The following is a 23,125-nucleotide window of genomic DNA, read 5'->3' as shown; positions in this document are numbered from 1 at the left end:
CCTATCGCATGTATCCCGGGGGACTGCGGGACATGGTGGTGGGCTTTGACAAGAACTTTGCAACTGCCGCAGGCGAAGTGCGCTGGCCCTGGATGCTGGCGGTGCTGCTCTGGATCTCCGGGCTGATCTGGGCCGCCTGGTGCCTGCCAGCCGCCTTGCTGCATTGGCCCATGGTGGGCCGCCAGGCCCTGACGCCAAACCTGCGCCTCTATGGCGGCTATGCCCTGCAACTGCTGTTGATCACCCGGCGAGTCGGCAGCTTTGGCTGGATCAATCTGGTGTTTCCAGTGCCGGTGTTGTTCTTCCTGGGGGTGTTCCTCTTGGCAATTGTCAACCTCGAACGGGGCTCGATCTCCTGGAAGGGCCGCCAGATCCCCACCCGCTGAGTCGGCCCAGGGCAATTTCTCTGAAACCCTGAAGCCCGCCATTTTTGCGCCCGAATGGATTCAGAATGCAGCGATGGTTGAACCCATTCCTCCAGGTCGCTATCGCGTGCGCGCTGCCGTTGCAAGGGAGCAGAGCGTGCCCCTGCAGGTGCAGGCTGTTCGCTTCAACACCCGCGATGCCGCCGAAACCTTCGCCCAGCTCGTAGCCCAGGACCTGCTGCAGAGCGTGGTGGTGGAGAAGCTGGCCCCCGGGGGCTGCTGGCTGCAACTGAGCCTGGTTGCCGGCGCCAGTTGAACCAACTCCTGTCTAGCCAGCCGCAGGCCGGGCCCGAGCCCGCAGGGCTCCCTCGCTAGGGACCCGCAGATTCCAGGCCAGGCCCCAGCGCTCGAGCAGTCGAATAAACCGATAGGTGGGATCCGGCAGCAACACCAGGGATCCCGAGCGCAGGGTGAATCCCTGGCGCACCGAAGCCTCGAAGGCGTGGTGCAGGTTGTGCCAGCCCTCCCCCAAAGTGATCAGCGCCACAAAGCGATTGTTGCGGCTGGCATCACCGGTGGCAAAAGGCTGATCCCCAAACAGATGGGCCAGGGAATTGACACTGGCCACCCCATGGAACAGCAGGGTGGTGCTGAGAAAAAATGCGGCCACCCAAGCCATGCCGCCCAACTGCCACGAAAGGCCGGCCAGCAGGAGCACTGGCACGAAATGGAGCCGATCGATCAGCCTCATCACCGGATCGGCCTCCACATCGGCGGGTAGGGAGTCGGGGAAAAAGCTTGGGCGAAACAACCAGCCAACCTGGGAACGCCAAAACCCCCTCCAGCCCGCTGAAGGCATCAGGGGGGTGTGGGGATCGGCAACGGTGTCCACGTGACGGTGATGGAGCTGGTGATGGGCCTTCCACCAGCTGGGGCCCATCTGCCCCGCCGATGCCGCCACCACCGCACCAACCCAGGCAACGGGCCGGGCCACCCGATAGCTGGCATGGGTTATCAGGCGGTGATAGACGGCCGTGGTGGCCAGCATGCGCACCAGATAGAGAAGCAGGGCCCAGCAGGCAGCGGCGAGACTGAGCCCTGTCCAGAAGAGCAATAGGCAGCCAAGGTGACTGGCAATGATCAATACGGGCCCAAGGGCGTAGAGAAAGCGACGTAGGTGGCGAACCAAACCCACTCCTGATGGTAGTTAAGCCTAGGCGGGAGGCTCGACGGGATCTCGGCTCAGGGAGACGATCTGGGGAACGAATACGAATGTGAGCGCATCGATGCATTCGGACCTGCCGTCCATGGCACTCACCCCACCGGCGACAAAGTCAATCAGCCGCTGGGCCTCGCCGCGCTCCATCGCCCCGGCATGCACCAGCACGGTCTTGCGTTCGCGCACGTGGTGCACGATCCACTGGGCCTGGTCGAATCGGGTGGGGTGGAACACCACCACTTCGGGAAGCCAATCGCCAAATGGGCCCTGCATGCCTGGTGCAAACCCGATGACGCTCTCACCTCAACGTATGGCGCCAGCCAGCCAAGTGCAAGGCTGGGCGCAAATGGATCCGGAGCGATCTAGGGCTGGCCCCGGCGCAGGAGTTGATCTGCCGCTGCCCGGCGACAGATCCGGCGAAACGGAGCCAGGCCAATGCCAAACAGCTCTTCAAACAACCGGTTGGCCGCCATCACCGACGCCAAACCGCAACTGTGCACCTGCTGCTGGAGGGTGGAATTGGGCTGCTGGGCGATGCCTTCAAACAGGCGGCTCAGCCGGAAATGCTGCAACGCCTGAAAGGGGGTCTTGCCGCGACAGTGGTCAAAACTGAGATCGAGCCATTCGGCACTGACCCCGATCGAATGGGCCAGCTCCTCCGAGCTGATCTCCTCAGAGAAGTGATGGGCAAAGTAACGGGCGGCCCGATTCACCACATCCAACTGTTGGTTGCGGTTGATCGGAATCGGCCTGTGCCGCCAAGGTGCAAACCGCATCACACTCCAGGATGCAGGGGACATTTCTGAACCAACAATTAGGCCTCTGGCCCCGCCGCCGCAATCCCAGCCCCTGCGCAGCGGGTGAACTGTTGCATCGCGGAATCAAACGCAACGAACGCCGTAACGAACCCCTTACTGGCTGCAGAGCTGGCGGGCCAGGTTCTCGCCACTGCGCAGGGCACCTTCGATGCGTCCAAAACCAACCCCGGCAATGAAGTCACCGCAGAATCCCAGCCGGCTTTGGGCACAGAAAATCAACTCGGCAGGAAGCCCTGGAGCCAGGGGAAAGGCCGCACCCCAGCGCATCAACTGACGCTCAGACCGGCCCAGGTCGGGTCGGCTCAGCCAGGGGGCCATCACGGCCTCCAATGCCGCCGTGAGGGCGGCGATCACAGTTTCCTGCCGGCCCTCATCGGGCGGCAGCTGGAGCAGCTTTGCCACGGCGGAATGGGTGCCATAGACGTCGAGGTGGTCGGCGGCAAAGGCATGGCTGGAATGGGCCACGACGGCACAACGGCCATCCACCAGGGGCTGGATGGTGATCTGCTGGAGACCCCAACGCTGCTGGGCCGCCGCATCGAAATGCAGCAAGCTGAAGGGGAACTCTCGCCAGGGCTGGCCTGCGGCGGGATCCAGCACCACCAGCAGGTTGCTGCGGGCCTCGGTGCGGATGCCCGCAATCAGGGTGAGGGCGTGGTCGAGCTGGAGATCGGCCAGAGCAGCAGCGGCCTCCTTGAGGGGCACGTCGTGCCAGCCAAAAATCATGCGACTGCGGGGATGGGCCAGCAGGGTGCTGCTGAGCACCAGCCACTGGGCCTGGCCCAGCAGCTCTCGATCGGGTCCGTAAAGCTGCCAGAGGCCGTCCTGCCACGCCAGAAAGCGCACCAAGGTGCCGTAATGGGCCTCGAAGGCCTCGCCGGCAAGGCTCAGCAATCCCTGGCAGAGATGGTCCATGCCGCCCAGCCCCCGGTAGAGGGTGCCCAGACCCATGGCGTCGGATTGACCCAGCCTGAGGCTGGATTCGCCCTGAAGCTGGGCGATCACCCCGGGCCAGGGCTCAATCCAGCCCCCCGAGAGCAGCGGCTGGAGCAAGTGGGGATCGGTTTCAGCGGTGATGTTGAACAGGGGGGCGCCGTGGTCGATGCGCAGGGCTGGATCCTGGCGGGAGCGACGGGTGCTGGCCCGACCACCCGGGCCCCTCCCGGTTTCCCAGAGGCTGATCGGGCCCTGGTGGCCCAGTAGGCGCAATTGGGCAGCCAGGGCACAGCCCGAAACCCCGGCACCGATAACGGCGATGGATCCAAGGCCCAAGCGGGGCATCGACACCAATGAAGCCTGCATTGACTTCAGGATGGCAGCGATCGGCCGGCCGTGAACCACCTCGACAAGTAGCGTTTACCCAAAGGGGGTTGCTTTGGCGCGTTTTCTGGTGGTGCTTGAAGCAAGCGCCGCGATGACAGCAACGGCCATGCTCGAGGCCCTTGAGCCTGTGCTCCGGGGGCTCAGCGCCAATATTGAACACCGCACGCCAGTCCACCTCAGCGCCATGATTCGCGGTGGCGGGGAGGCCCAGCGGATGCAACTGTTTGCCGACGTGCAGTCCGGCAGCGGCGAAAACAAGCTGGAGCTGGTGCTGCTCAGTCGCGAGGCCATGGGCTCAAGAGCGCCCCATACCCGCCAGGTATTTGAGTTGCTGCTGGAGCTGGTCGAGCGCAATGTGCCGGAGATGGAGCCCTGCTTTCGCTCGGATCGGGATGGCCCCCTGCCATCGCCCCTGTGAGCAGGCGAGCACAAAACCCAGCGCGGCACGGCCAGCGGCTTAAGGAAGCCTTAAGATCAGCACATCTGCATCACATGCCGCCCAGTGGAAGAGAACAATCCCGTGCTCCTCTCCCTCGACGCGAAGCTCAATCACCTGCGCAGCGCCTACTCCCAGCAACCCAACGAGCAAAACCGCTACCAGCTGGTGCGACTCGAGCAACTGATTCACCAATGGGCCCCCGGGCGCAGGGCCCGGGGCTGACCCACTCCAGCAAGAGGTTTTGCACCAGTGGTTGCATCAGGGGTTGCACCACGGGCAGTGCTGGGGATCAGCGGCCTCCAGGCCATCCCTACGGGCACGCGGGGCGCTGATCTCGCAGCTCGGGCAGCCCCACACCTCCACCGCCAGGAGATCGGTCGGGGTTCCGCAGCAACGGCAGGGGAGTCCGGCTTGCCGATCGATCACCCCCCAACCTGGGGCCCCACAGCCGGGGCAGGGAGAACCCAGGCGCCGCACCAGCTCAACTCCTAGGCGTCGAATCGAGCGCATCCGGGTGGGATTGCGGTGGGCTCGCATGTCGGTCGCCAGCCAGACCTGCCCCTGGGAAGCGAGCCTGCGGCAGGCAGCCAGGGCTTCCTGCAAAACAACAGGGTCAGTCAGATCTTTGAAAAAAGGCCCGTCTGCCCGCTCCGATGGACTGGCAATCACGCCGTGGGAGGGGAAACCCACCTGCTTCAGCCACGGGATGGGATCCTCTCCGGGCTTGAGCCGCTTCTGGGCGTAGTTGGTGCGCCACTCGATTCGCTGCTCCACCACGGTGAGATCACGGGCGCGATCTATGAACACCAGCAGCTCCTGGCCCACCGCCAGCATTGGCACCGCAGGATGGGGCCCGAAGCTGGCCTCACTGGCCATGCCGAGCCCCAAGCCGCTCTGCTCGAGGCCTATCCATGCCTTGCTTCGGCAGGTGCTGAGGGCATCGTCGAGACGCTGCACCTCACCACTGAAGGCCCCCAAACCCAGGGCAAACGGGCGGGCCAGGGCCCGCTCCTTTCCATGGTGGGTGGCGAGGCAGATCCGCTGACCCCCATAGGGCGATCCCAACGGCACGGAATCAGGCGGGCTGGTCGGCAACCGCCGTAGAGCCCTCACCTGCTTCCCGAGGAATCACCAACCTCAGCAGGATCGGCGCCAGGAAGGTGGTGCCAATCACCATCAGCAGGATGGCGGCCTCCAGGGCGGGCGTGAGGATGCCGGCCTGGCTGCCCAGCCCCAGGAAGATCAGACCCACCTCGCCGCGCGGCATCATCCCCAGCCCCACCACCAGGCGGTTGGTGGGTTCCTTGCTGAGGTAGCTCCAGCCGGCGGCCACCTTGCCGGCAATGGCCACCGCCAGCAGGAAGGCGGCCACGATCAGGCCCTCCCGGTTGGCCGGATCAAGGGGGTTGAGCACGGAGAGATCCAGGCCCGTGCCGATCAACACGAAAAACACCGTGGCAAAAAGGGCCACCAGGGGTTTCACCGCCGCATCGATGTCGTGGGTGTGCTTCGAGGAGCTGAGGATCAGCCCCGCGGCGAAGGCGCCGAGGGCCGCCTCCAGGCCGATGGCCTGGGCGGCGAAGCAGCAAACGGTGAGCACCAGAAAACTGGCCACGGCCACATCGCCGGGGGCCTTGAGCCGGTCCACCACCCAGTCGAAGGCGGGCGCGGCCTTGCGGCTCAGCACTAGGGCCACGCCCACGAAGGCCACCGCCGCCAAACAAAGCTTCAGCACCGGGCCGAGGCTGAACGCGCCGCCGCCCACGATTGCCACTACCACCGCCAGGATCACGATGCCGATGATGTCGTCGAGCACGGCAGCACCGATCACGATCTGGCCCTCCTTGCGCTTGAGCCACTTGAGCTCGCCAAACACGCTGGCGGTGATGCCGATCGAAGTGGCCGTCATCGCCGCTCCGGCAAACACTGCTGGAATCAGCGGCACATGAAAAAGGAAATAGAGGCCGGCCGTACCCAGGGCAAAGGGCAGCACCACGCCAGCCACCGCAACCGTGCTGGCCTGCACCCCCACGGCCACCAGTTCATCGAGCTCGCTCTCCAGACCGGTGAGGAACAGCAGGGCGAACAGGCCGAGCTGGGACACGGACTGCAGGCTGGGGAAGGTTTCGTTGTAGACCTCCTGCACCGCCTCGGGACTGATCTGGGCCAGGGAACCCACCAGCCCGGTGACCCCGGCGCTGAGCTGGGCCTGGGTTTCAGGCGGCACGATCAGATGCAGACCTGACACCCCAATCAGGACCCCAGCCACCAGCTCTCCCAGGATCGTGGGCAGCTGCAGGCGCACCATCACTTCGGCGATGGCCCGGGCTGCGAAGAAGATCACCACAAAACGGCCCACCTGAATCAGGGTTTCGGCCACTTCGAGTTGGTGGGAACTGGTCTCCAGGAGAAGAGGAGGCACGGGAAGCATCGTGAACCGGAGGGGATGCGGGTTTATAGGGGCAGTGACACTGCTGTTGGGGCCTTGAAACCGACGAGGCCTGTGATCGCTCTATGAATGCGGGGGGGCATCGATCAGGCCGCGATCCCTGAGTTCCTGCTGAAAGGTCCGCCCCAGCTGGGCCTCGCTGCTATGGCGTGACACCTGACTGAGCAACAGCACTGTGCGCATGCTCAACCAGCCAACGCCAACAAGCAGTAGCAGGGTCATGGGGGGGTAAGCCGTGGGGCGCTGTGATCATGGGCAGAACGGATCGCAACTGGGTTGGCCAACGGCAACCCAGCTTCTGGGAACGCTGCCTATGGTTCGCTGCCTGAGGCTCGGCAGTCGCCACAATCAGACGACTATCGCTGTAGAACGATCCCCAATTTCTTAGCGGGGCGCCTAACTTCACTTTGCTGAAATTTCAAAGCATAACCAACACACAATGGAGGAATCAGCTTGACAGACTTTCTACCTCTCTTCATTGAGCAACTTCAATCGCCGACACTGGGCTTTCTGATCGGTGGCATTGTTGTTGCAGCCCTTGGCAGCCAGCTAGCCATTCCCGATTCGATCTACAAGTTCATCAGTTTTTTCCTGCTGATGAAGATCGGATTGACTGGAGGCATCGCTATCCGCAATTCTAATTTCTCCGAAATCATTCTCCCCGCTCTCGGAGCGGTGGGGATTGGCATCGTAATTGTATTGATCAGTCGTTATACCCTAGGCAAACTCCCAGGCATCAGCGTGCCTGACGTCGTGGCCACAGGCGGGCTATTCGGTGCCGTGAGTGGTTCCACTTTGGCTGCCGTGCTGCCCCAACTTGATTCCGCCAAGGTCCCCTATGAGGCTTGGACGGCGGCCCTATATCCGTTCATGGACATCCCGGCCCTAGTGGCCGCCATCGTGATGGCCAGCATGTACATCAGCAAGAAGACCGGCAACGCATCCGAAAAAGTCGAGATCTGGCCAATCATCAAAGAAAGCCTGCAGAGCTCGGCTGTCACGGCAATGCTCCTGGGAGTAGCACTTGGCATCCTCACCAAGCCAGAGCCTGTATACGAGAGCTTCTTCAACCCTCTGTTCCGCGGCTTTCTAGCCGTTCTGATGATAATCATGGGGATGGAGGCTGCCCAACGCATGAATGAGTTGCGAAAGGTTGCCCAGTGGTTTGCAATTTATGCCTTCATCGCTCCTATCGTGCATGGATTCTTAGGTTTCGGTGTAGGCTTGATCCTGCATAAGTTTACCGGCTTCAGCATTGGTGGTTCTGTTGTGCTGGCGGTCATTGCTGCTTCTAGCTCGGATATTTCTGGCCCACCCACACTTCGCGCTGGCATACCCTCCGCTAACCCATCTGCTTACATCGGCGCCTCCACGGCCATCGGCACCCCAGTGGCGATCGCGATCTGCATTCCCCTCTTCATTGGGATCGCCGAGATGATGCTAGCCGATAAACAATTTTACACAAACAACCATTCAAGAATCTAAACCATGAGCCAACAAGTCTGGAAACTGGTGATCGTTGCCGAGGAAATCCTCTCCAAAAAACTCACCAAGCTCATCAAGGCTGCCGGCGCCACCGGCTACACCGTGAATGCAGCAGGCGGCGAAGGCAGTCGCAACGTGCGCTCCACCGGCGAGCCAAGCGTGTCGCACACCCTCTCCAATGTGAAAATCGAAGTACTGACCGGCACCCGCGAGCTGGCAGACAAGATCACTCGCGAAATTGAAGCCAAATATTACGCAGATTTCTCCATCATCACCTACATCTACCCAGTGGAAGCTCTACGCGACCACAAGTTCTGAGGTTATCAACTGCGAGTCATAGATGGCTCGCCTTGCCGATGCCCGCTTATGCACCGTTGCATGGGCGGGCATTTCTATGACCCAACCTTAATTTTGCCATACTCAATATGAAGCTTCTCGGCGACGATCGGTTCCTTCGAGGAATTCACGCCTATGAGCGCCAACTTGCAAAACTCCTAGCCCTTTTGCTGGCAATTGTAATCGGCTTCGCGGTTTTCGAATTGGTTGTCGAATCTGGCTTCAAAATCGCTCGATTCCAATCGGATTGGTTTGACGGAGGACTAATCAAACTGCTCGATCGGCTTCTGATGATTTTTATCGCTTTAGAAGTACTCCAAAACGTGACTGCCTATCTGCGTGATCAGGTTGTACAGATCGAACTGGTACTGCTCACCGCCATGACTGCGGTAGCTAGAAAAGTTATTGTGCTGCCGCCAGGCACGGAAAACAAACCCCAGCTGATGACTGGGTTTGGGGTGATCGTGGTAGGCCTTGCTGCCGCCTATTGGCTGGTTAAACGGGCCAGAAATGATCAGCAATCAGCCTGATCATGCCCCAACGGCAGTCTGGAATTTGCACCAAAACTCCAGCATTGATCAGCTTTTCTGATCGCAGAGATTGTGGCTACTAGTTGATAAGCAGAGCTGAAAAGACCCAGCCCTAAAAAATAGTCAGTATCGTTTGCCGATCCAACTGCAGACGACCCTCCAATGCCTGCGCCACAGAAGCGCCCCAAGGGCAGCTGCGACGCACTCAGCCAGCACATGCGCGCCATCGGCCGCATTCCGCTGCTCACCGCTGAGGAGGAAATCAGCCTGGCTCGCCTGGTTCAGGGCGGCTGCCGGGCCACCGACGTTGCCCAGGAGATGAAATTGCGGTCCGGCGGCATTGCCCCAAGCCTGGAAGCCTGGGCCCAGGAGGCTGGCATGCAGGTGCGCCAGCTGCAACGCTGCCTCCGGGAGGCTGAGCAGGCCCGCAGTCGCATGGTGCTGGCCAACATCCGCCTGGTGGTGAGCATGGCCCGCCGCTACCAGCACACCCCATCAGACCTGGAGGATCTGATCCAGGAGGGCACTATCGGCCTGATCAGGGCCGTGGAACGGTTTGATCCCAGCCGGGGCTACCGGTTTTCCACCTACGCCAGCTGGTGGATTCGCGACGGCATCGGCAGTGCCCTGGTGGCCAAGGGGCGACCCATCCGCCTGCCTTCAACGATGGTGGATCAACTGCATCGGCTGCGCCAGAGCCAGCAATCCCTCAGCCAGCAGCTAGGCAGGGACCCAAGCCTGGAGGAAGTGGCCAGCGCCACCGGGCTCAAGCCCCTCGACATCCGCGAAGTGCTGTTCCGGGCCCAGGAGCCCCTGAGCCTCGATGGGCAGTGGGCCGGCCAGGCCCAACCGAGCCTGCTCGACAGCCTGACCTGCGAGGGCAGCATGCCCCAGGAGCAGGTGGATGCCAGCCTGATGCAAGAAGACATCCAACAACTCTTGGATGAATTGCCCGAACAGGAGGCCGAGCTGCTGCGCTTGCGCTATGGCAACTCAGCGGGGGAACCGTTGAGCCTGAGCGCCACAGCCAGGCAGATGGGTATCACCCGGGATACGGCGCGGGGCCTGGAACGGCGCGCCAACGCCTCAATCCGGCGACTTTCAACACGTTTCATTGACCATCTCGAAGCCTGAGCCCATGCCCTGGCACCCCCACCTCTGGCACCCCACCACCCAGGTGGCCACCAGCCCCGAGCCGCTGCGGGTGCGCTCCGGCCGCGGCAGTGAGCTGGAGCTCGATGACGGCCGGCGCCTGATCGATGCGATCAGCAGCTGGTGGGTGACCCTGCACGGCCACGCCGAACCCGCCATCGCCGCGGCGATCGCCCGCCAGGCCCAGCAGCTGGAGCAGGTGATCTTCGCCAACTTCAGCCACGAACCCGCCGAGCAGCTCGCCACCCGGCTCAGCGCCCTCACCCGCCTGGAGCGGCTGTTCTTCTCCGACAACGGCTCCACCGCCGTGGAGGTGGCCCTCAAGATCGCCTGGCAGTGGTGGCGCAACCAGGACAGCGAGCGACGCCAGGTGATCGCCTTCGAGGGGGCTTACCACGGCGACACCTTCGGGGCGATGGCACTGGGGGAGCGCTCCCTGTTCACCGACCCCTACGAGCCGTTGCTGTTTGAGGTGGCCCGGGTGGCCTGGCCCCACAGCCACTGGGGCGATGAGGAGGTGGAACAACGGGAAGAGCACGCCCTGCGCCAGCTCGACCAAGCCCTGGAGACGCCCACCGCCGCCGTGATCCTCGAACCCCTGATCCAGGGGGCCAGTGGCATGCGAGTGGTGCGGCCGGCCTTCCTGCGGGCCATGGCCGAGCGGGTGCGATCAGCAGGCGCCCTATTGATCGCCGATGAGGTGTTCACGGGCTTTGGCCGCACCGGGGATCTATTTGCCTGCCGCCGGGCCGGCATTCAGCCCGACCTGCTGGCCCTCTCCAAAGGGCTCACCGGAGGTTTCCTACCGATGGGGGTGACGATGGCGAGTGAACGCCTTTACCAGGGGTTCATCAGCGAGAGGCCCGAGGCCACCTTTTTCCACGGCCACAGCTTCACCGCCAATCCCCTGGGCTGTGCCGCAGCCCTGGCCAGCCTTGATCTGCTCCAGGCCAATCCCGAACGCTTCCAGCAGTTCGAGCTGCGCCACACGCCTTTGCTGGAGGAGCTGGCCTGCCACCCGCTCGTGCGGCGCCCCCGCTGCATCGGCACCATGGCGGCCTTTGATGTGGAGACTGGCGAAGCCAGCTACCTCAACCCCGTGGGCAAACAGATCCAGCGCCACTGCCTGCAGCAGGGCGTGTACCTGCGCCCCCTGGGCAACGTCGTGTATCTCTTGCCGCCCCTGGGCATCAGCGCCAGACAGCTGGAGCGTTGTTACGCGGCAGTGCAGCATGCCCTGGACGCGCTGGTGGCGGGCTGAGACCTTGAACTAGCCGTTCTGGAAGGTCGCCAGCCGCCGGCCCAGCAACAGCAGGCCCAGCACCGTGGTGCCACTCACCATCAGCACTAGGGCCGAGAACTGGGCGGCGGTGATCACCCCACTGGCCAGGGCCGTGGAGGCAAACACCAGCCCCGGCAGGCCCCGGGGGATCAGGCCGAACACCACCACCCAGCGATCCACGCCGGCCTCCTGATCCAGGGCGCTGATGCCAAGCCCGCAAATCAGCTTGCAGCCGATCGCCAACAGCAACAGCACCAGGGCTAGCCACCAGGCCGACGGCTGCAACAGGGTGGCCGCCTGGATGCGCATCCCCACCCCGAGGAAATAGAGGGGCAAAAACACCTCCGATAGCAGGGCCAAATGGCCCCGCAACTCACGGGCCTCGGCGCTGCCTTCCCCCATCGGCGCCAGGCGATTGAACAGCACCCCACCCCAGAGCGCCCCCAGCAGGCTGGTCACCCCGGTGACCTCCCCGATCCAGCTGCAGCCGATCAACAGCAGCAACACCCCCAGGGGGCCCGGCTGCCAGGGCCCGCGGCTCTGCAGCCACCAGCTCGACAGCGGCACACTCAGCAGGGCGAGGGCCGGCCCGAGCAGCACCAGCCAACCCGACCCGGCCGTAGCCGCGCCACCGCCGAGGCGGGTGCCCGCCAACAGCAGGGAGCCGGTGAGCAGGGCGATGGCGGGCAGATCGTCCAGCACCGACACCCCCACCAGCAGGCGACCGGAGGGGGTTTTCAAGGCGCCGAGCTGACCCAGGGCCCTCAGGGTCACCCCGGTGCCGGTGGCGCTGAGCACGGCCACACACAACAAGGTGGTGGCTGTGGAGAGGCCAAAGGCCTGCTGCAGCGGCCACCAGGCCAGCAGCGGCGTCAGCGCCGACAGCAACACCGTGCGCAGCACGGCCGCCGGACGGGACCCCAACAAGCCGCCGCGCACCTCCAGACCCACCTGGAAGAACAGGGTGAGCACCCCCAGCTCCAGCAGACCGGAGAGGGAGCGGATCTGCTCAAAAGGCAGAACCGTATTGCCCAGGCCAAAACCAACCCCCAGTTCCAGCACGATGGCCGGCACCGCCCAGCGGGCCAGCCGGGTGGCCGTCAACCGGGCCAGCAGGGCCCCCACCAACAACAGCAGCAGGGTGGTGAGCAGGGAGGGACCCAAGCGGGTGGGGGCAAAGGTGATCAGCCCGGCAGGATCACGCGGTCGATCACGTGCACAATGCCGTTGTCGCAGGCGATGTCTGCGGTCACCACTGTGGCGTTTTTTACCTCGAACGGCTCGCTGCGGCGGATCGGGATCGGAGCCCCCTCCAGGCTCGGCCACTCGGCCTGGGCCACCAGGGCCTCCCGGGTGTAAGCACCAGCCAGCACGTGGTACTTGAGGATCCGCGCCAGCTGGGGGGGGTTGTCCACCAGGGTCTGCACCGTGCCGGGGGGCAGGGCGGCAAAGGCGTCATCCACCGGCGCGAAGACGGTGAAGGGGCCGGGGCCCTCCAGGGCGCTGCGCAGGCCGGCGGCATCGACAGCAGCCAGCAGGGTCGAGAACACTCCTGCGCCGGCTGCTGTATCAAGAATCGTGGCCAAGGGATCTCTCCTAGCGGTAGTCCTGAGTCTGGATGTCGCTCAGGCGGGCCTCAGGCCGCAGGAAGCGATCCATCTGGGCCTCGAAGAACTGACGGTTGGCCGCCAGATGCTCCGGATCAGTGTCATCGAGGGGATAGAGCAGGGCGCAGCGCAGGGCCTGGATCACCGCCGAGGTGACGTTGTACATCGAGCGCTGGAAGGTGATACCCAACTGGATCAGCTGATCTTCCTCCCCGCGGCGATGCTGCTTGTAGAGCTCCTGCAGATAGGGGGGCAGGAAATGGAGCATGTCCTGCATCAGCAGGGTGGGCGGTATGCCGGCCGAGCCCACCGGAAACACATCGGCGTAGAGGATGCCGTAGTGGAAATCCGCCTGGTTGGCCGGCACCTGATCGGCCTGGGCGTTGTAGCTCTTGGTGCCTCGAAACGGTGAGGTGCGGTAGAACACTGCCTCCACATAGGGCAGGGCCGCCTCGTATAGCCAGGTAAAGCCCTCGCTCTTGGGAATGATCTCGAAGCACTCGCCCCGAATGAACACGTGGTGGTAGATGGGTCGGCCCGCCACAGCGAAGATGCCGTTCACCAGGAAGTCCATCGCCTGGGGCACGGAGGTGAGTTTCCCCTCGTCGTAGAGGTCACTCATCTCGAAGAACACCGGTGCCATAACCTCCCAAAACAGGCCGAGGTTGGCGGTATAGGACAGCTGCTTCACCTGCTCCAGGACCATGTCCGGGAACAGCGCATACAGGCCAAGCATCAGCGGATTGCCGCGGAAGTAGGCCTTGATGCCGCGGTCGGCGTTGGCCTTATAGGCATCGCTCGCGAGGTAGTCGTTGAAGCGACCACCCATTCCCTGGTGCCAGAGCATGGCCTGCATGCAGGCCTCGGCGAACTCCATATTCACCCGGTCGTGCCAGAGGTGATGCAGCAACTTGGGCATGGCCCGGGTTTCACCCTTGGCCATGAACTCCAGTAGCTCCGGATGGGCCTTTTCACCACCACGCCAGATACGCAGCTTCGATTGATCGCCGGCGTAGCTGTTGGGGAGGTCTAGATACTCCTGGGAGATGAAGTATTTGAAGGCCGGCAGCGGGTTGAGAAACACCTGCTCGGCGATGTAGAGCAGGTCGCGCCAATAGAAGTCCATCGGCACGGCATAGGCCTTATAGATGCCGATGATCTGCTGGAGGTTCTCCGGGGTGTCGGGCAGCATCGAGCCTCCCGCCTCAAGCCGATGGATCACCTCGGCGTAACGGTGGGTGGAGGGGGGAATCATGCGGGCAGGGGCGACGAAGGAGAACGGGGCGCCAGGGCCAGGGTTTGCACCACCGGGTCGCTGTGGCGCAGGGCGATGGCGGCCGTGCTGGCCTCGCTCCAAGCCGTGAGCCCGGCAGGCCAGATGCCGGCGAGCACCACCAGGGTGGTGAGCACCACGGCCGGTAGCCGTTCGGCCAGTCGGGTGCTCTGCCAGTCGGCGCGGCTGTTATCGAGCCGGCCGAAGCCCACCCGGTTGAACAGCCGCACCGCGTAGACAGCGGTGAAGCCCGAGGCCACCAGGCAGATCAGAGTGGCCCGGGGGAACACGGTCCAGCTGCCCTCGAACACCAGCAGTTCGGCCGGGAAACCCGCCAGGCCGGGGATGCCGGCGGCGGCCATCAGGGCGAGCAGCATCAGACCCATGGTGAAGGGCAGGCCCCGAATCGGGTTCATCAGGCCAGAGAGCTCGCCGATCATGGTGGTGCCGGTCTTGCGCTGGATCAACCCCACGCAGTCAAAGAGCAGTGCCACGATCAGGCCATGGGCCAGCACCTGGGCCATGGCTCCCTGCAGGCTCATCGGCGTGGCGGCGGCCAGGGCCAGCACCAGCAGGCCCATGTGGCCGAGGGAGCTGTAGGCCATCAGGCGGCGGATGTCGGTGGCGGCAACGGCATTGAGGGCGCCATACACCGCGCTCACTGCACCGGCGGCGGCGATCCAGGGCGAAAAGGCACTCCAGGCCTCGGGCAGCAAGCCCACACCAAAGCGCAGCAGGCCATAGGCCCCCAGCTTCGACACCACACCCCCCAGCAGCATCACCACCGGCGGCGGTGCTTCCGCGTAGCTGATCGGCTGCCAGCCATGCAGGGGAACCACCGGCAGCTTGATGCCGAAACCGAGCACCAGCAGGGCCAGCACCCAGCGCTGGGCCGAGGCCGGCAGGGGCGTGGCGGCCAGGGCCTCGAAGCTGAAGCTCACGGCGGTGTCGGCGCCGGCGGCGCCCTGGCCGAGCCAGCCAAAGGCCAGCACGCCGCCCAGCAGGCTGAGGCCCGACACCGCCCCATAGAGCAGGAAGCGCACGGCGGCCCCGGCACGGCGCTCGCCGCCCCAGATCGCTACCAGCAGGGTGGTGGGGATCAGCACCAGCTCAAATGCCAACACGAACAGCAGGGCGTTGCGGGCCAAGAAAGCCCCCATCACCCCCAGGTTGGTGGCCAGCATCAGGGCGAAATAAAGGCGAGGGCGGCCCTGGTCTGCGGGGGAGGCCAGCACCGCCATGGCGGTAATCAGGCCCGTGAGCAGCACCAGCGGCAGCGACAGCCCATCAAGGCCCAAATCCAGACCCAACCCCAGCCGGGGCACCCATTCGAGGGTCAGGGGAGTGGGCGGCTGGCGCCAGGCCAGCAGGCCCACCACCAGCTGGGCCAGGGCAGCGCCGGCGGCCAGACCGCGCACCAGGCCGGGGCGGCCAGGCGGCAGCAGGGGCAGCAGCAGGCCCACCAGCAGAGGAAGCAAGAGCAACAGCAGCAGGGTCATGGCGGCGGCCTCAGGGCAAAGCGATGGACAGGGGCGGCAGATCAGCGGCGATCAGCCAGGCCGCCATCAGCAGCACCCCGAGCACCAGGGTGAGGGCATAGGCCTGGGAGCGACCGGAGGTCGTGAGGCTGAGGCGCCGGGCTCCCTCCAGGGCTACGGCACCGGTGCCGCCGCTGAAGCCATCCACCAGGCGGCTGTCACTCCAGGCCCCGAAGCGGGCCAGAGCCAGCACCAGGGCCACCACTGTGCGGTGGTAGAAGCGCTCGGTCTGCATGTCGTGGGCGAGCCAATCCTGCAGGCCGCCGAGGGAGGCCGGCAGCTGGGCCAGGCCGTGGGGGCGCAGGTAAAAGGCGGCCGAGAGGCTTCCACCCACCAGGGTGGAGGCGATCAGGGGCCAGGCCAGAGGCCCCCAACCGGCGAGGGGGGTGAGGGAATAGACCCCATTGGCCACCAGGAGCATGGGGAGATGCAGCACCATGCCCCCCAGCACCATGGTGGGCAGCACCATCAACCAGAGCACCTCCGGAGAACGGGTGGTGAACGGGGTGGGTCGACCTCCCCAGATCTGGCCGAAAACCCGGATCAGGCCAGCGCTGATCAGGGCGTTGGTGACCAGCACCACGCCCCCCAGCAGCACGGGATGGCCACTCGCCGCAGTGAGGGCGAGCAACTCGCGCAGGGCGGCGAAGCTGGCGAACGGCGGCAAGCCCATCAGGCCTCCCGCGCCGGCGAGGAAGGCGATACCGATCAGGGGCCGCTTGCTCCAGAGCCCCCCCAATTGGGTGAGGTCCTGGGTCACATTGCTGATCACGATCGTGCCGATCGCCATCAACAGCAGGGCCATCGGCAGCGGATACACCAGCAGCAGGTGGTCGGCCACGGCCGTGCCGCCCAGGCCCACTGCCACGAACAGCAGCCCCAGCCAGCTGCTCACCAGAAAGGAGAGGGCCCGCTTCACATCCACCTGGGCCAGGGCGATCAGGGATGCCACCACGGCGGTGGAGCCACCCACCACCACAAGCACCGCCTGCACGAAGGGACTGAGCTCCAGCAGGGGCTCCAACCGCAGCAGCACCCAGGCGCCACCCACCACCACCACGGAATTGCGCAGCACGGTGGAGGGCAGGGGGCTCTCCATCGCCTCATCGAGCCAGAGGTGCAGGGGGATCTGGGCGCACTTGCCCATCGGCCCGGCGATCAGGGCTAGCAGGATCAGCTGGAAGCCAGGTGGCAACGGGGTTCCGTTGTTGGTGAGATCGGCGGCCCAACCCTGCAGGCCATGGAAGTTCCAGGTGCCGCTCACCGGCAACAGGGCGATCACCCCGGCCAGCAGGATCAGGTCGCCAATTCGCTTGGTGAGAAAGGCATCGCGGGCCCCCTTCACCACCAGGGGCTGGTTGTACCAGGTGCCCACGATCAGGTAGGTGCCCAGGGTGAGCAGCTCGAGGATCACGTAGCTGAAGAACACCGAATCGGTGAGCACCAGGGCGCAGAGACCCGCCTCGAAGAAGCTGAGGGAGCCGAAGAACCGGGGCCAGCCCCAGTCCATTTCCATGTAGCCGATGGCATAGATCTGCACCAGCAGGTGCAAGCCCGTGATCACCGCCATGGCGATCAGGGCGGGTTCGGTCACCAGCCCGTCGAATCCGATCCGCAGGCCACCCGAGTTGAGCCAGGTCCAGCCGAAGCTGATCGGCCGGTAGAGGGCCTCCGCTCCAGCGCGGGCGTTGGTGTGGAGGGCGGTAAGCGCCACCAGGCTGTGGCCAAAGGCCACCGCCACCATCAGCAGATTGAGGTAACCACAGGGCCGCGGGCCGGTGCGGGAGATCAACCCAGGCGACCAGGCCAGCGAGGCCACGGCCGCCACCAGGGGATAGAAAGGAATTAGCCAGGCCGCCTGTAGCAGAAATACGGTCATCGCGTCAACAGAGCAATGCAAACCACAACAATTGAGGCTTGGAAATGTCTTCGAATTAGGTTATACGAGCAACACTAGGCACGGCGAAATTAACTTGGGTATTGGCAAGCAAAGGAATGGGCAATTAGACCCAGAAGTTGTGCTGATGGATCAGCGAGGGCCATGTCCAGTCATGATTCCAGAGCCGTTCTGGCCCCAAGTGCGGCGGCCACCTGCTCACCCGCCTGGGGTGCCCCGCCAAGCTGAAGGGTTACCGCCTGGGCAAGGTTCCAGTGAGCCCCAAGATCTTGATCAGCTGCGCCTCTACTACCGCAGCAGGATGGAGGAAATCCTGGTGCGTGCATGGGCCGGGCAGACGAGATAATCGTTATATCTGAGCCTGTATATCTAATTGAAGATGGGCGATGCGTTGATAGCCCATCTGCGTTTCGATGGCCTCAAGGCTTTTGCCACCCAGGAGATCATGCTGGTGCTGGTGATCGCCCTGATGGTGATTGTGGCCAGCAGCTACCGGGTGTCCCGCGAGAACCTGCTCCACAACCAGAGCACGATTGCCCTGGGCAGTGCTCTGAGGGCCCAGGGCACCCGCGTGGTAACCACGGTCGGCTTTTTTCTCTGACAGCATTCCAGAGATCGTGGCAGTTCATGCTTCCCTTCCACTGGCTTACCCAGACGATTGCCCTGGGTTTGGGAATTTCCTTCAGTCCGATCAACATCGCTCTGGTGGCCCTGCTGCTGCTGGGAACCCAGCCCCTACTCCGCTGTTGCACCTTCCTCGCGGGCTGGATGCTGGCGAACGGTGGAGCCCTGGGGCTGGTGGTGGCGTTGGGGGGCCGCCTGCACTGGGCGATGGGCCTGGGAAGCCGCGGCCAGATCCTGATCGATCTGATCGGGGCCGGTGCGCTTGTGGGGCTGGGCCTGTTCCAGCTCACCCCGGCGGTGACCATCGGCGAAGAAAACTGGGCCATGCAGCTGATGGCCAAGCTGCCTGAGCTGGGCGGCGGACCGCTGCTTGCCCTGGGGGCAGGCTGCGCCCTGGTGAGCCCGGAAAATCTGGTGTTCTACGTCAAGGAGGGCGGCATGCTGCTCACGAATCACACCAGCCTGCTCGGCGACTTGGAGGTGGGCGGGGTGTTTGTCGCCATCACCACCTCCCTGCTGTTGCTGCCCCCGCTGCTGTGGCTGTTTGGAGGAGAACAGCGGCTGAGGGCACCGCTCACTACCCTCAACGTCTGGCTGGTGCACCGGGCCGAATGGCTGTTGGGGGTATTCGCCTTGATGCTGGGGGTCTATCTGGGCTGGCAGGGGCTCGAAGGCCTGCACCAGCTGACTTTGGTGAGCGCCTGAGCAACCGTCCTCAGGTTATTTTCCTGTGGCGCATGGAGTCCCAGAAGGCAATGGCTAGCAGGCCGATGCCGATTAACCCGGCACACCATTCCGGTACGTCGAGGTGATTCTGATGGAGGTGAATTCCGACCAGCATCAACAGGCCCAGGGCTCCGATGGCGTAGTGGGCACCGTGTTCCAGATAGATCAACTGATCGAGGACCTTTTCTCGGCATAACATCACAGTGAGGGAGCGGATGAAGAAAGCTCCCAGGCCCAGGCCCGTGAGGATTAGGGCCAGATTGGTGGTGATCGCAAAGGCCCCGATCGTTCCATCGAGGCTGAAGGAGGCGTCCAGCAACTCGAGGTAGATCAGGCTGGCAAAGCCGCTCTGGGCAGCCATACGACCCACCTTCGCTTCTCCGCCAGCGAAGAATTCCGCAAGGGAGGTGGTGAGGATCTGCAGCACCAGGCCGATCAGACCGGCAAACAGCACATCGCCGCGCAAGCTGCCCGGCAGGCCAAATGCCACACCCATCAGCAGGATCAAAGCCAGCGCGACCTCCAGGGAGGGCACCCGGCCAGCCCTGCTGAGGCGGGTCTCGAGCACCACCACCCAGTGCAGCGTTTTGGCTTCATCGAGGAAATAGCGCAGAAACACCATCACCAGGAATATCCCCCCGAAGGCCAGAATCCGCGGTTCACCCAGTTCCAGCAGCGCGTGGTATTTAGCGGGGTGATGCAGGGCCGCGTCTAGGGCTTCCCCAAGACCGATTCCCCCAGCCAGGCTCACCAGCAGCAGCGGGCCCAAAAAACGCACTCCAAACACCGAGATCACCAGACCCCAACTGAGGAAAAAACGCTGGTGGCCTGGAGTGAGTTGCTCCAGCACCCGCGCATTCACCACCGCGTTGTCAAAAGAGAGGCTGATCTCCAGCGCCAGCAGCACCAGGACGATCCAGGTGGCCTCAAGACCTGCCGGGCTCAGGCCGCCATGGCTGACGAACACTGCCACCAGGCCAAGGGCACAGCACAGCAGCGGGAAACGCACACAGCGCAGCAGCCGAGCCATCGGAGCACCAAAATGCTATTAGCTTGCAACTTCAAGTCTTCCTGACGGGCCGATGCCATCAATCGTTGGTGCCTCAATAGCAAGTCAAGACTTGAGAGGCCTAGAAAAATTCCCGCAGAACCTATCTATTTGCCGGCGTTTGCGGCGGTGGGCTGTTGCGTATGGGGTGCTCGTTGCTGCCAGTTCTGCATCTGAAGGGGGCCAAAGGAAGGGATGGGTACCCCCTACGGAATGTTGGCCGTGAGCAGAACGTAGGTTTTCAAACCCATAAGATCGGGGCCAAACCTTGGCAAGGAGGGTGCGTTCCCATGGGTTGCCCCCACTGCGGCTGTCGCCTTCTCACCAAGGCGGGTCCTTCTAGAACGATGCTCATCTGCAGCGATTGCGGCCATCCCCAAAACCCCTCCCTGGGCAAACCGGTATCCCCCTGGCACCGTCTGATCACCGTGTTGCTAGTGGTACTGGTCAGTGGCGTCGCCCTAAGCCTCGCGGTGCTGTCCGACCTCGTAGCCCAAGACAGGTTTCCCATGCAGGATCAACCTGAACGGGAAGCCCCTCACTAGGACACTGAAGGGTGTTCAGCGGTCCCGACGCAGCTGGCGCACTACCTTGACGACCACAAACACGGCCCCCGCTGCCACAGCAACCAGCAGGAGAAGTTTGATTCCCTGGGCCCAGGGTTCCAACCATCTCTCCACTTGCGCATAGCCCTGGCCCATCCCCTGGCCGGCCAGGGTGAGCAGCAGGGTCCAGATCAGGCTGCCGGCGGTGGTCCAAGCCAGGAACGGCACCTGGGGCATCATCTCGATCCCGGCCGGCACGGACACCAGGGTGCGTACACCGGGGATCAAGCGCCCCCAGAAAACCACCGCAGCCCCATGGCGGTTAAACCAGCGACGGCTGCGGGCCAGGTCGTCGGGCTTGATGCCAAGCCATTTGCCATGGCGCCCCAGCCACTGGGCAAGCCTCTCCTCATTGATCAAGCGGCCGATCCCGTACCAGAACCAAGCCCCCAGCACCGTGCCGAGCAGCCCAGCCAGAACGGTGGGGATCAGTTCCAGGCGGCCCTGGTAGACCAGATAGCCGCCGTAGGGCATCACCACCTCGGAGGGGATGGGCGGAAAGACGTTTTCCAGCAACATCACCAGGGCAATCACCGCGTAGCCCATCAGCGGATTGGCCTCCACCGCAGAGCCGATCAGATCCGGCAGACCCTCAATAAACGACTGCATCAGCGGAAAGCCATAGGCATGAGCTGATTAAGGTAAGCAAAGCCCCCTAGGAATAGCAATCCCACAGGAATAGCAATCTCTTAGGAATACCAATACAGCTATCAACCAGGATTCACGAGAGGGCCTAAGAATGAATGGCCCCACCCCATACCCAGCCCATGCCAATGGGGTGACTACTTCGTGATGAGCCCAACCCTGCCAGCCACTGATCCAGAGGCCCGCGCCCAGGCGCTGCTGGCCCAGCTGAGCACCAGCGAGAAGCTCAACCTGCTGGATGGCGACACGCCGTTCTGGTCGGGCATGGTCGACATCGCCCTGCGGGATGCCTCCCACCGCCATCCCTGGCCGGCTGGTCAGCTGCCGCGGCTGGGCCTGGGCGGCCTCCACTTCGTGGATGGGCCGCGCGGCGTTGTGCTGGAGGGCGGCGCCACCACCTTTCCGGTGCCCATGGCCCGAGGCGCCAGCTGGAATCCTGAGCTGGAGGAGCGCATCGGCGCTGCGATCGCTCGGGAGGCTCGCAGCTTCGGGGCTAACTGGCTGGCGGCGGTGTGCGTAAATCTGCTGCGCCATCCGGGCTGGGGTAGGGCTCAGGAGACCTATGGCGAGGACCCCCTGCACGTAGGCGCGCTGGGGGCGGCGATGACCCGGGGCATCGGGCGCCATGCCATCGCCTGCGTCAAGCATTTCGCCTGCAATTCAATCGACAGCTCCCGCTTCCTGGTGGATGTGCAGGCCAGCCCGCGGGTGCTGCAGGAGCTATATCTGCCCCAGTTCCGGGCCTGCATCGAGGCTGGCGCCGGCACGGTGATGAGCGCCTACAACCGGGTAAACGGCCAGTGGTGCGGCGAGAACGGGGAGCTGCTCTCGCGGATTCTCAAGGGCCGCTGGGGCTTCCAGGGCCTGGTGGTGAGCGACTTCATCTTCGGGGTACGCAACGGAATCGCCGCCCTGCAGGCCGGCCTAGACCTGGAGATGCCGTTCGGGATGATCTTTCTGGGCTCCCTGCCGGATGCCCTGGCCGAGGGCCGATTGGCGATGGAGAGGATCGATGACGCCGTGCTGCGCCAGCTACGGCTGCAGCTGCGCATCCCCTCCGGCGAGGTCCCGCCATCGGTGCGCCGCTGCCCGGAGCATCTGGCCCTGGCCCGCGAGGCGGCGCGCCAGGGAATCGTGCTGCTGCGCAACGAGCCGCTTCTCGACGGCCAGCCGGTATTGCCGCTGCTGAATCTGGGCTCCCTGGCGGTGATCGGGGAGCTGGCGGATCGGCTGAACCTCGGCGACCGCGGCTCCTCGGACACCCGTCCGCCGACGGGAGCGGCGGTAACGCCACTGCAGGGCCTGCGGCAGGCGAGGCCGAATCTGCCCATCCACTACAGCGATGGTTCCAACCCCGAAGCGGCGGCTGGGCTGGCGGCTACCTGCGATGGGGCCGTGGTGGTGGTGGGGCTTGATTGGCGCCAGGAGGGGGAACACATCCACCCCGGCGATATCGCCCCGATCCTGGAGCAGATCCCCCCACCGAACTGGCTGCTGCGCAGTCGCCTCTGGCCGGCCACCAGGCCCCAATGGCGGCGGGTCACCAAGCTGATCGCCTGGCTCACAAGCCATGCCTCAGCTCGCCAGGGAGGCGACTTCGCCGCCGGAGATCGCACCGATCTGGGCCTGCCGCCGGCCCAGGTGGCATTGATCCGGAGCGTGGCTGCCGCCAACCCGCGCACGGTGGTGGTGCTGATGGGCGGCGGTGCCATCCGCTGCAGTGACTGGGATCGGTTGGTACCGGGCCTGCTGCTGCTCTGGTAC

The 23,125-nt window shown here is 64.2% G+C and carries 26 protein-coding genes and 1 pseudogene; 13 read left to right on the top strand and 14 right to left on the bottom strand.

Annotation, left to right across the window (positions count from 1 at the left end):
* Window positions 1-386: pseudogene (locus KBZ07_RS03530) on the top strand (glycosyltransferase family 2 protein); the annotation flags it as partial.
* 73 nt (window positions 387-459) lie between these two features.
* Window positions 460-681, top strand: coding sequence for a hypothetical protein (locus tag KBZ07_RS03525; protein WP_197150362.1), 222 nt, complete (start codon window positions 460-462; stop codon window positions 679-681).
* A gap of 12 nt (window positions 682-693) precedes the next feature.
* Here the strand turns inward: KBZ07_RS03525 and KBZ07_RS03520 are convergent, their stop codons facing one another.
* The 4 genes from KBZ07_RS03520 to KBZ07_RS03505 all read right to left on the bottom strand — a co-directional run bounded on the left by KBZ07_RS03520 (window position 694) and on the right by KBZ07_RS03505 (window position 3,683).
* Window positions 694-1,554 carry an acyl-CoA desaturase gene (locus tag KBZ07_RS03520; protein WP_254930317.1) on the bottom strand — a complete coding sequence of 287 codons (861 nt, stop codon included), beginning with the start codon at window positions 1,552-1,554 and terminating at the stop codon, window positions 694-696.
* A gap of 24 nt (window positions 1,555-1,578) precedes the next feature.
* The gene (gene sepF / locus KBZ07_RS03515; RefSeq protein WP_254930316.1) at window positions 1,579-1,857 is read right to left on the bottom strand and encodes a cell division protein SepF; all 279 of its coding nucleotides are present in this window, start codon (window positions 1,855-1,857) and stop codon (window positions 1,579-1,581) included.
* A gap of 89 nt (window positions 1,858-1,946) precedes the next feature.
* Window positions 1,947-2,360, bottom strand: coding sequence for a hypothetical protein (locus tag KBZ07_RS03510; protein WP_254930315.1), 414 nt, complete (start codon window positions 2,358-2,360; stop codon window positions 1,947-1,949).
* Between the two features lie 135 nt (window positions 2,361-2,495).
* Window positions 2,496-3,683 (bottom strand): NAD(P)-binding protein, encoded by a 1,188-nt coding sequence (locus tag KBZ07_RS03505; RefSeq protein WP_254930314.1) that lies wholly within the window; start codon window positions 3,681-3,683, stop codon window positions 2,496-2,498.
* A gap of 133 nt (window positions 3,684-3,816) precedes the next feature.
* On the opposite strand from KBZ07_RS03505, the gene KBZ07_RS03500 reads away from it, so the two are divergent.
* Entirely contained in the window at window positions 3,817-4,143 is a 327-nt protein-coding gene (locus tag KBZ07_RS03500; protein WP_254930313.1) for a hypothetical protein, read from the top strand.
* Between the two features lie 102 nt (window positions 4,144-4,245).
* Complete coding sequence (locus tag KBZ07_RS03495; RefSeq protein ID WP_254930312.1) at window positions 4,246-4,386, top strand: hypothetical protein; 141 nt, start codon at window positions 4,246-4,248, stop codon at window positions 4,384-4,386.
* A 36-nt stretch (window positions 4,387-4,422) separates the two neighbouring features.
* On the opposite strand, the gene KBZ07_RS03490 is transcribed toward KBZ07_RS03495, so the two are convergent.
* The 3 genes from KBZ07_RS03490 to KBZ07_RS03480 all read right to left on the bottom strand — a co-directional run bounded on the left by KBZ07_RS03490 (window position 4,423) and on the right by KBZ07_RS03480 (window position 6,835).
* On the bottom strand, window positions 4,423-5,235 hold the full coding sequence (locus KBZ07_RS03490) for a DUF6671 family protein (RefSeq protein WP_254930311.1): 813 nt from the start codon (window positions 5,233-5,235) through the stop codon (window positions 4,423-4,425).
* A 4-nt stretch (window positions 5,236-5,239) separates the two neighbouring features.
* A complete protein-coding gene (locus tag KBZ07_RS03485) occupies window positions 5,240-6,595 on the bottom strand; it encodes a cation:proton antiporter (RefSeq protein ID WP_254930310.1) in 1,356 nt (451 codons plus the stop codon).
* Window positions 6,596-6,676: 81 nt separating this feature from the next.
* Window positions 6,677-6,835 (bottom strand): hypothetical protein, encoded by a 159-nt coding sequence (locus KBZ07_RS03480; protein ID WP_254930309.1) that lies wholly within the window; start codon window positions 6,833-6,835, stop codon window positions 6,677-6,679.
* Window positions 6,836-7,066: 231 nt separating this feature from the next.
* On the opposite strand from KBZ07_RS03480, the gene KBZ07_RS03475 reads away from it, so the two are divergent.
* The 5 genes from KBZ07_RS03475 (at window position 7,067) to bioA (ending at window position 11,377) form a co-directional block, all read left to right on the top strand.
* Window positions 7,067-8,098 carry a sodium-dependent bicarbonate transport family permease gene (locus KBZ07_RS03475; RefSeq protein WP_254930308.1) on the top strand — a complete coding sequence of 344 codons (1,032 nt, stop codon included), beginning with the start codon at window positions 7,067-7,069 and terminating at the stop codon, window positions 8,096-8,098.
* A gap of 3 nt (window positions 8,099-8,101) precedes the next feature.
* Window positions 8,102-8,416 carry a P-II family nitrogen regulator gene (locus tag KBZ07_RS03470; RefSeq protein ID WP_094587541.1) on the top strand — a complete coding sequence of 105 codons (315 nt, stop codon included), beginning with the start codon at window positions 8,102-8,104 and terminating at the stop codon, window positions 8,414-8,416.
* Between the two features lie 107 nt (window positions 8,417-8,523).
* Complete coding sequence (locus KBZ07_RS03465; protein WP_254930307.1) at window positions 8,524-8,964, top strand: phosphate-starvation-inducible PsiE family protein; 441 nt, start codon at window positions 8,524-8,526, stop codon at window positions 8,962-8,964.
* A 162-nt stretch (window positions 8,965-9,126) separates the two neighbouring features.
* Window positions 9,127-10,098, top strand: a complete 972-nt coding sequence (locus tag KBZ07_RS03460) for a sigma-70 family RNA polymerase sigma factor (RefSeq protein ID WP_254930306.1) — start codon at window positions 9,127-9,129, stop codon at window positions 10,096-10,098.
* A 4-nt stretch (window positions 10,099-10,102) separates the two neighbouring features.
* Entirely contained in the window at window positions 10,103-11,377 is a 1,275-nt protein-coding gene (gene bioA / locus KBZ07_RS03455; protein ID WP_254930305.1) for an adenosylmethionine--8-amino-7-oxononanoate transaminase, read from the top strand.
* Between the two features lie 9 nt (window positions 11,378-11,386).
* On the opposite strand, the gene KBZ07_RS03450 is transcribed toward bioA, so the two are convergent.
* Genes KBZ07_RS03450 through KBZ07_RS03430 form a run of 5 tightly spaced genes read right to left on the bottom strand, consistent with a single transcriptional unit; the run spans window position 11,387 to window position 17,695 of the window.
* On the bottom strand, window positions 11,387-12,562 hold the full coding sequence (locus KBZ07_RS03450; protein WP_254930304.1) for a cation:proton antiporter: 1,176 nt from the start codon (window positions 12,560-12,562) through the stop codon (window positions 11,387-11,389).
* A gap of 20 nt (window positions 12,563-12,582) precedes the next feature.
* A complete protein-coding gene (locus KBZ07_RS03445) occupies window positions 12,583-12,984 on the bottom strand; it encodes a fasciclin domain-containing protein (RefSeq protein ID WP_254930303.1) in 402 nt (133 codons plus the stop codon).
* Between the two features lie 10 nt (window positions 12,985-12,994).
* Window positions 12,995-14,260 carry a CO2 hydration protein gene (locus KBZ07_RS03440; RefSeq protein ID WP_254930302.1) on the bottom strand — a complete coding sequence of 422 codons (1,266 nt, stop codon included), beginning with the start codon at window positions 14,258-14,260 and terminating at the stop codon, window positions 12,995-12,997.
* A complete protein-coding gene (locus KBZ07_RS03435; protein WP_254930301.1) occupies window positions 14,257-15,777 on the bottom strand; it encodes an NADH-quinone oxidoreductase subunit M in 1,521 nt (506 codons plus the stop codon). Before KBZ07_RS03435 ends, KBZ07_RS03440 begins: the two co-directional genes overlap by 4 nt.
* A 10-nt stretch (window positions 15,778-15,787) precedes the next feature.
* Complete coding sequence (locus tag KBZ07_RS03430; RefSeq protein WP_254930300.1) at window positions 15,788-17,695, bottom strand: NAD(P)H-quinone oxidoreductase subunit F; 1,908 nt, start codon at window positions 17,693-17,695, stop codon at window positions 15,788-15,790.
* A 397-nt stretch (window positions 17,696-18,092) separates the two neighbouring features.
* On the opposite strand from KBZ07_RS03430, the gene KBZ07_RS03425 reads away from it, so the two are divergent.
* On the top strand, window positions 18,093-18,314 hold the full coding sequence (locus KBZ07_RS03425; protein ID WP_254930299.1) for a hypothetical protein: 222 nt from the start codon (window positions 18,093-18,095) through the stop codon (window positions 18,312-18,314).
* A 26-nt stretch (window positions 18,315-18,340) separates the two neighbouring features.
* A complete protein-coding gene (locus KBZ07_RS03420; protein WP_254930298.1) occupies window positions 18,341-19,042 on the top strand; it encodes a GAP family protein in 702 nt (233 codons plus the stop codon).
* A 10-nt stretch (window positions 19,043-19,052) separates the two neighbouring features.
* On the opposite strand, the gene KBZ07_RS03415 is transcribed toward KBZ07_RS03420, so the two are convergent.
* Entirely contained in the window at window positions 19,053-20,093 is a 1,041-nt protein-coding gene (locus tag KBZ07_RS03415; RefSeq protein ID WP_254930297.1) for a DUF475 domain-containing protein, read from the bottom strand.
* Between the two features lie 365 nt (window positions 20,094-20,458).
* Between KBZ07_RS03415 and KBZ07_RS03410 the strand changes: the two genes are divergently transcribed.
* Window positions 20,459-20,656, top strand: a complete 198-nt coding sequence (locus tag KBZ07_RS03410) for a hypothetical protein (protein ID WP_254930296.1) — start codon at window positions 20,459-20,461, stop codon at window positions 20,654-20,656.
* A 15-nt stretch (window positions 20,657-20,671) separates the two neighbouring features.
* On the opposite strand, the gene KBZ07_RS03405 is transcribed toward KBZ07_RS03410, so the two are convergent.
* The gene (locus KBZ07_RS03405; protein WP_254930295.1) at window positions 20,672-21,325 is read right to left on the bottom strand and encodes a DedA family protein; all 654 of its coding nucleotides are present in this window, start codon (window positions 21,323-21,325) and stop codon (window positions 20,672-20,674) included.
* A 183-nt stretch (window positions 21,326-21,508) separates the two neighbouring features.
* On the opposite strand from KBZ07_RS03405, the gene KBZ07_RS03400 reads away from it, so the two are divergent.
* Window positions 21,509-23,125: glycoside hydrolase family 3 protein (locus KBZ07_RS03400; RefSeq protein ID WP_254930294.1), on the top strand; the 1,617-nt coding region annotated here is incomplete at its 3' end.

The sequence above is a fragment of the Cyanobium sp. BA20m-14 genome, assembly GCF_024346295.1.
The sequence above is the reverse complement of the archived record's forward strand: the minus strand, read 5'-3'. Positions and strand labels throughout refer to the sequence as shown.

What these genes read in the sequence shown, in the direction of transcription:
- KBZ07_RS03460 (WP_254930306.1), top strand. Translation starts at nt 9,127, where the DNA reads ATGCCTGCGCCACAGAAGCGCCCCAAGGGCAGCTGCGACGCACTCAGC.
- KBZ07_RS03420 (WP_254930298.1), top strand. Translation starts at nt 18,341, where the DNA reads ATGCTTCCCTTCCACTGGCTTACCCAGACGATTGCCCTGGGTTTGGGA.
- KBZ07_RS03425 (WP_254930299.1), top strand. Translation starts at nt 18,093, where the DNA reads ATGGGCGATGCGTTGATAGCCCATCTGCGTTTCGATGGCCTCAAGGCT.
- KBZ07_RS03430 (WP_254930300.1), bottom strand. Translation starts at nt 17,695, where the DNA reads ATGACCGTATTTCTGCTACAGGCGGCCTGGCTAATTCCTTTCTATCCC.
- KBZ07_RS03485 (WP_254930310.1), bottom strand. Translation starts at nt 6,595, where the DNA reads ATGCTTCCCGTGCCTCCTCTTCTCCTGGAGACCAGTTCCCACCAACTC.
- KBZ07_RS03415 (WP_254930297.1), bottom strand. Translation starts at nt 20,093, where the DNA reads ATGGCTCGGCTGCTGCGCTGTGTGCGTTTCCCGCTGCTGTGCTGTGCC.
- KBZ07_RS03505 (WP_254930314.1), bottom strand. Translation starts at nt 3,683, where the DNA reads ATGCCCCGCTTGGGCCTTGGATCCATCGCCGTTATCGGTGCCGGGGTT.
- KBZ07_RS03435 (WP_254930301.1), bottom strand. Translation starts at nt 15,777, where the DNA reads ATGACCCTGCTGCTGTTGCTCTTGCTTCCTCTGCTGGTGGGCCTGCTG.
- KBZ07_RS03510 (WP_254930315.1), bottom strand. Translation starts at nt 2,360, where the DNA reads ATGCGGTTTGCACCTTGGCGGCACAGGCCGATTCCGATCAACCGCAAC.
- sepF (WP_254930316.1), bottom strand. Translation starts at nt 1,857, where the DNA reads ATGCAGGGCCCATTTGGCGATTGGCTTCCCGAAGTGGTGGTGTTCCAC.
- KBZ07_RS03405 (WP_254930295.1), bottom strand. Translation starts at nt 21,325, where the DNA reads ATGCAGTCGTTTATTGAGGGTCTGCCGGATCTGATCGGCTCTGCGGTG.
- KBZ07_RS03525 (WP_197150362.1), top strand. Translation starts at nt 460, where the DNA reads ATGGTTGAACCCATTCCTCCAGGTCGCTATCGCGTGCGCGCTGCCGTT.
- KBZ07_RS03470 (WP_094587541.1), top strand. Translation starts at nt 8,102, where the DNA reads ATGAGCCAACAAGTCTGGAAACTGGTGATCGTTGCCGAGGAAATCCTC.
- KBZ07_RS03465 (WP_254930307.1), top strand. Translation starts at nt 8,524, where the DNA reads ATGAAGCTTCTCGGCGACGATCGGTTCCTTCGAGGAATTCACGCCTAT.
- KBZ07_RS03440 (WP_254930302.1), bottom strand. Translation starts at nt 14,260, where the DNA reads ATGATTCCCCCCTCCACCCACCGTTACGCCGAGGTGATCCATCGGCTT.
- KBZ07_RS03480 (WP_254930309.1), bottom strand. Translation starts at nt 6,835, where the DNA reads ATGACCCTGCTACTGCTTGTTGGCGTTGGCTGGTTGAGCATGCGCACA.
- KBZ07_RS03500 (WP_254930313.1), top strand. Translation starts at nt 3,817, where the DNA reads ATGACAGCAACGGCCATGCTCGAGGCCCTTGAGCCTGTGCTCCGGGGG.
- KBZ07_RS03410 (WP_254930296.1), top strand. Translation starts at nt 20,459, where the DNA reads ATGCTCATCTGCAGCGATTGCGGCCATCCCCAAAACCCCTCCCTGGGC.
- bioA (WP_254930305.1), top strand. Translation starts at nt 10,103, where the DNA reads ATGCCCTGGCACCCCCACCTCTGGCACCCCACCACCCAGGTGGCCACC.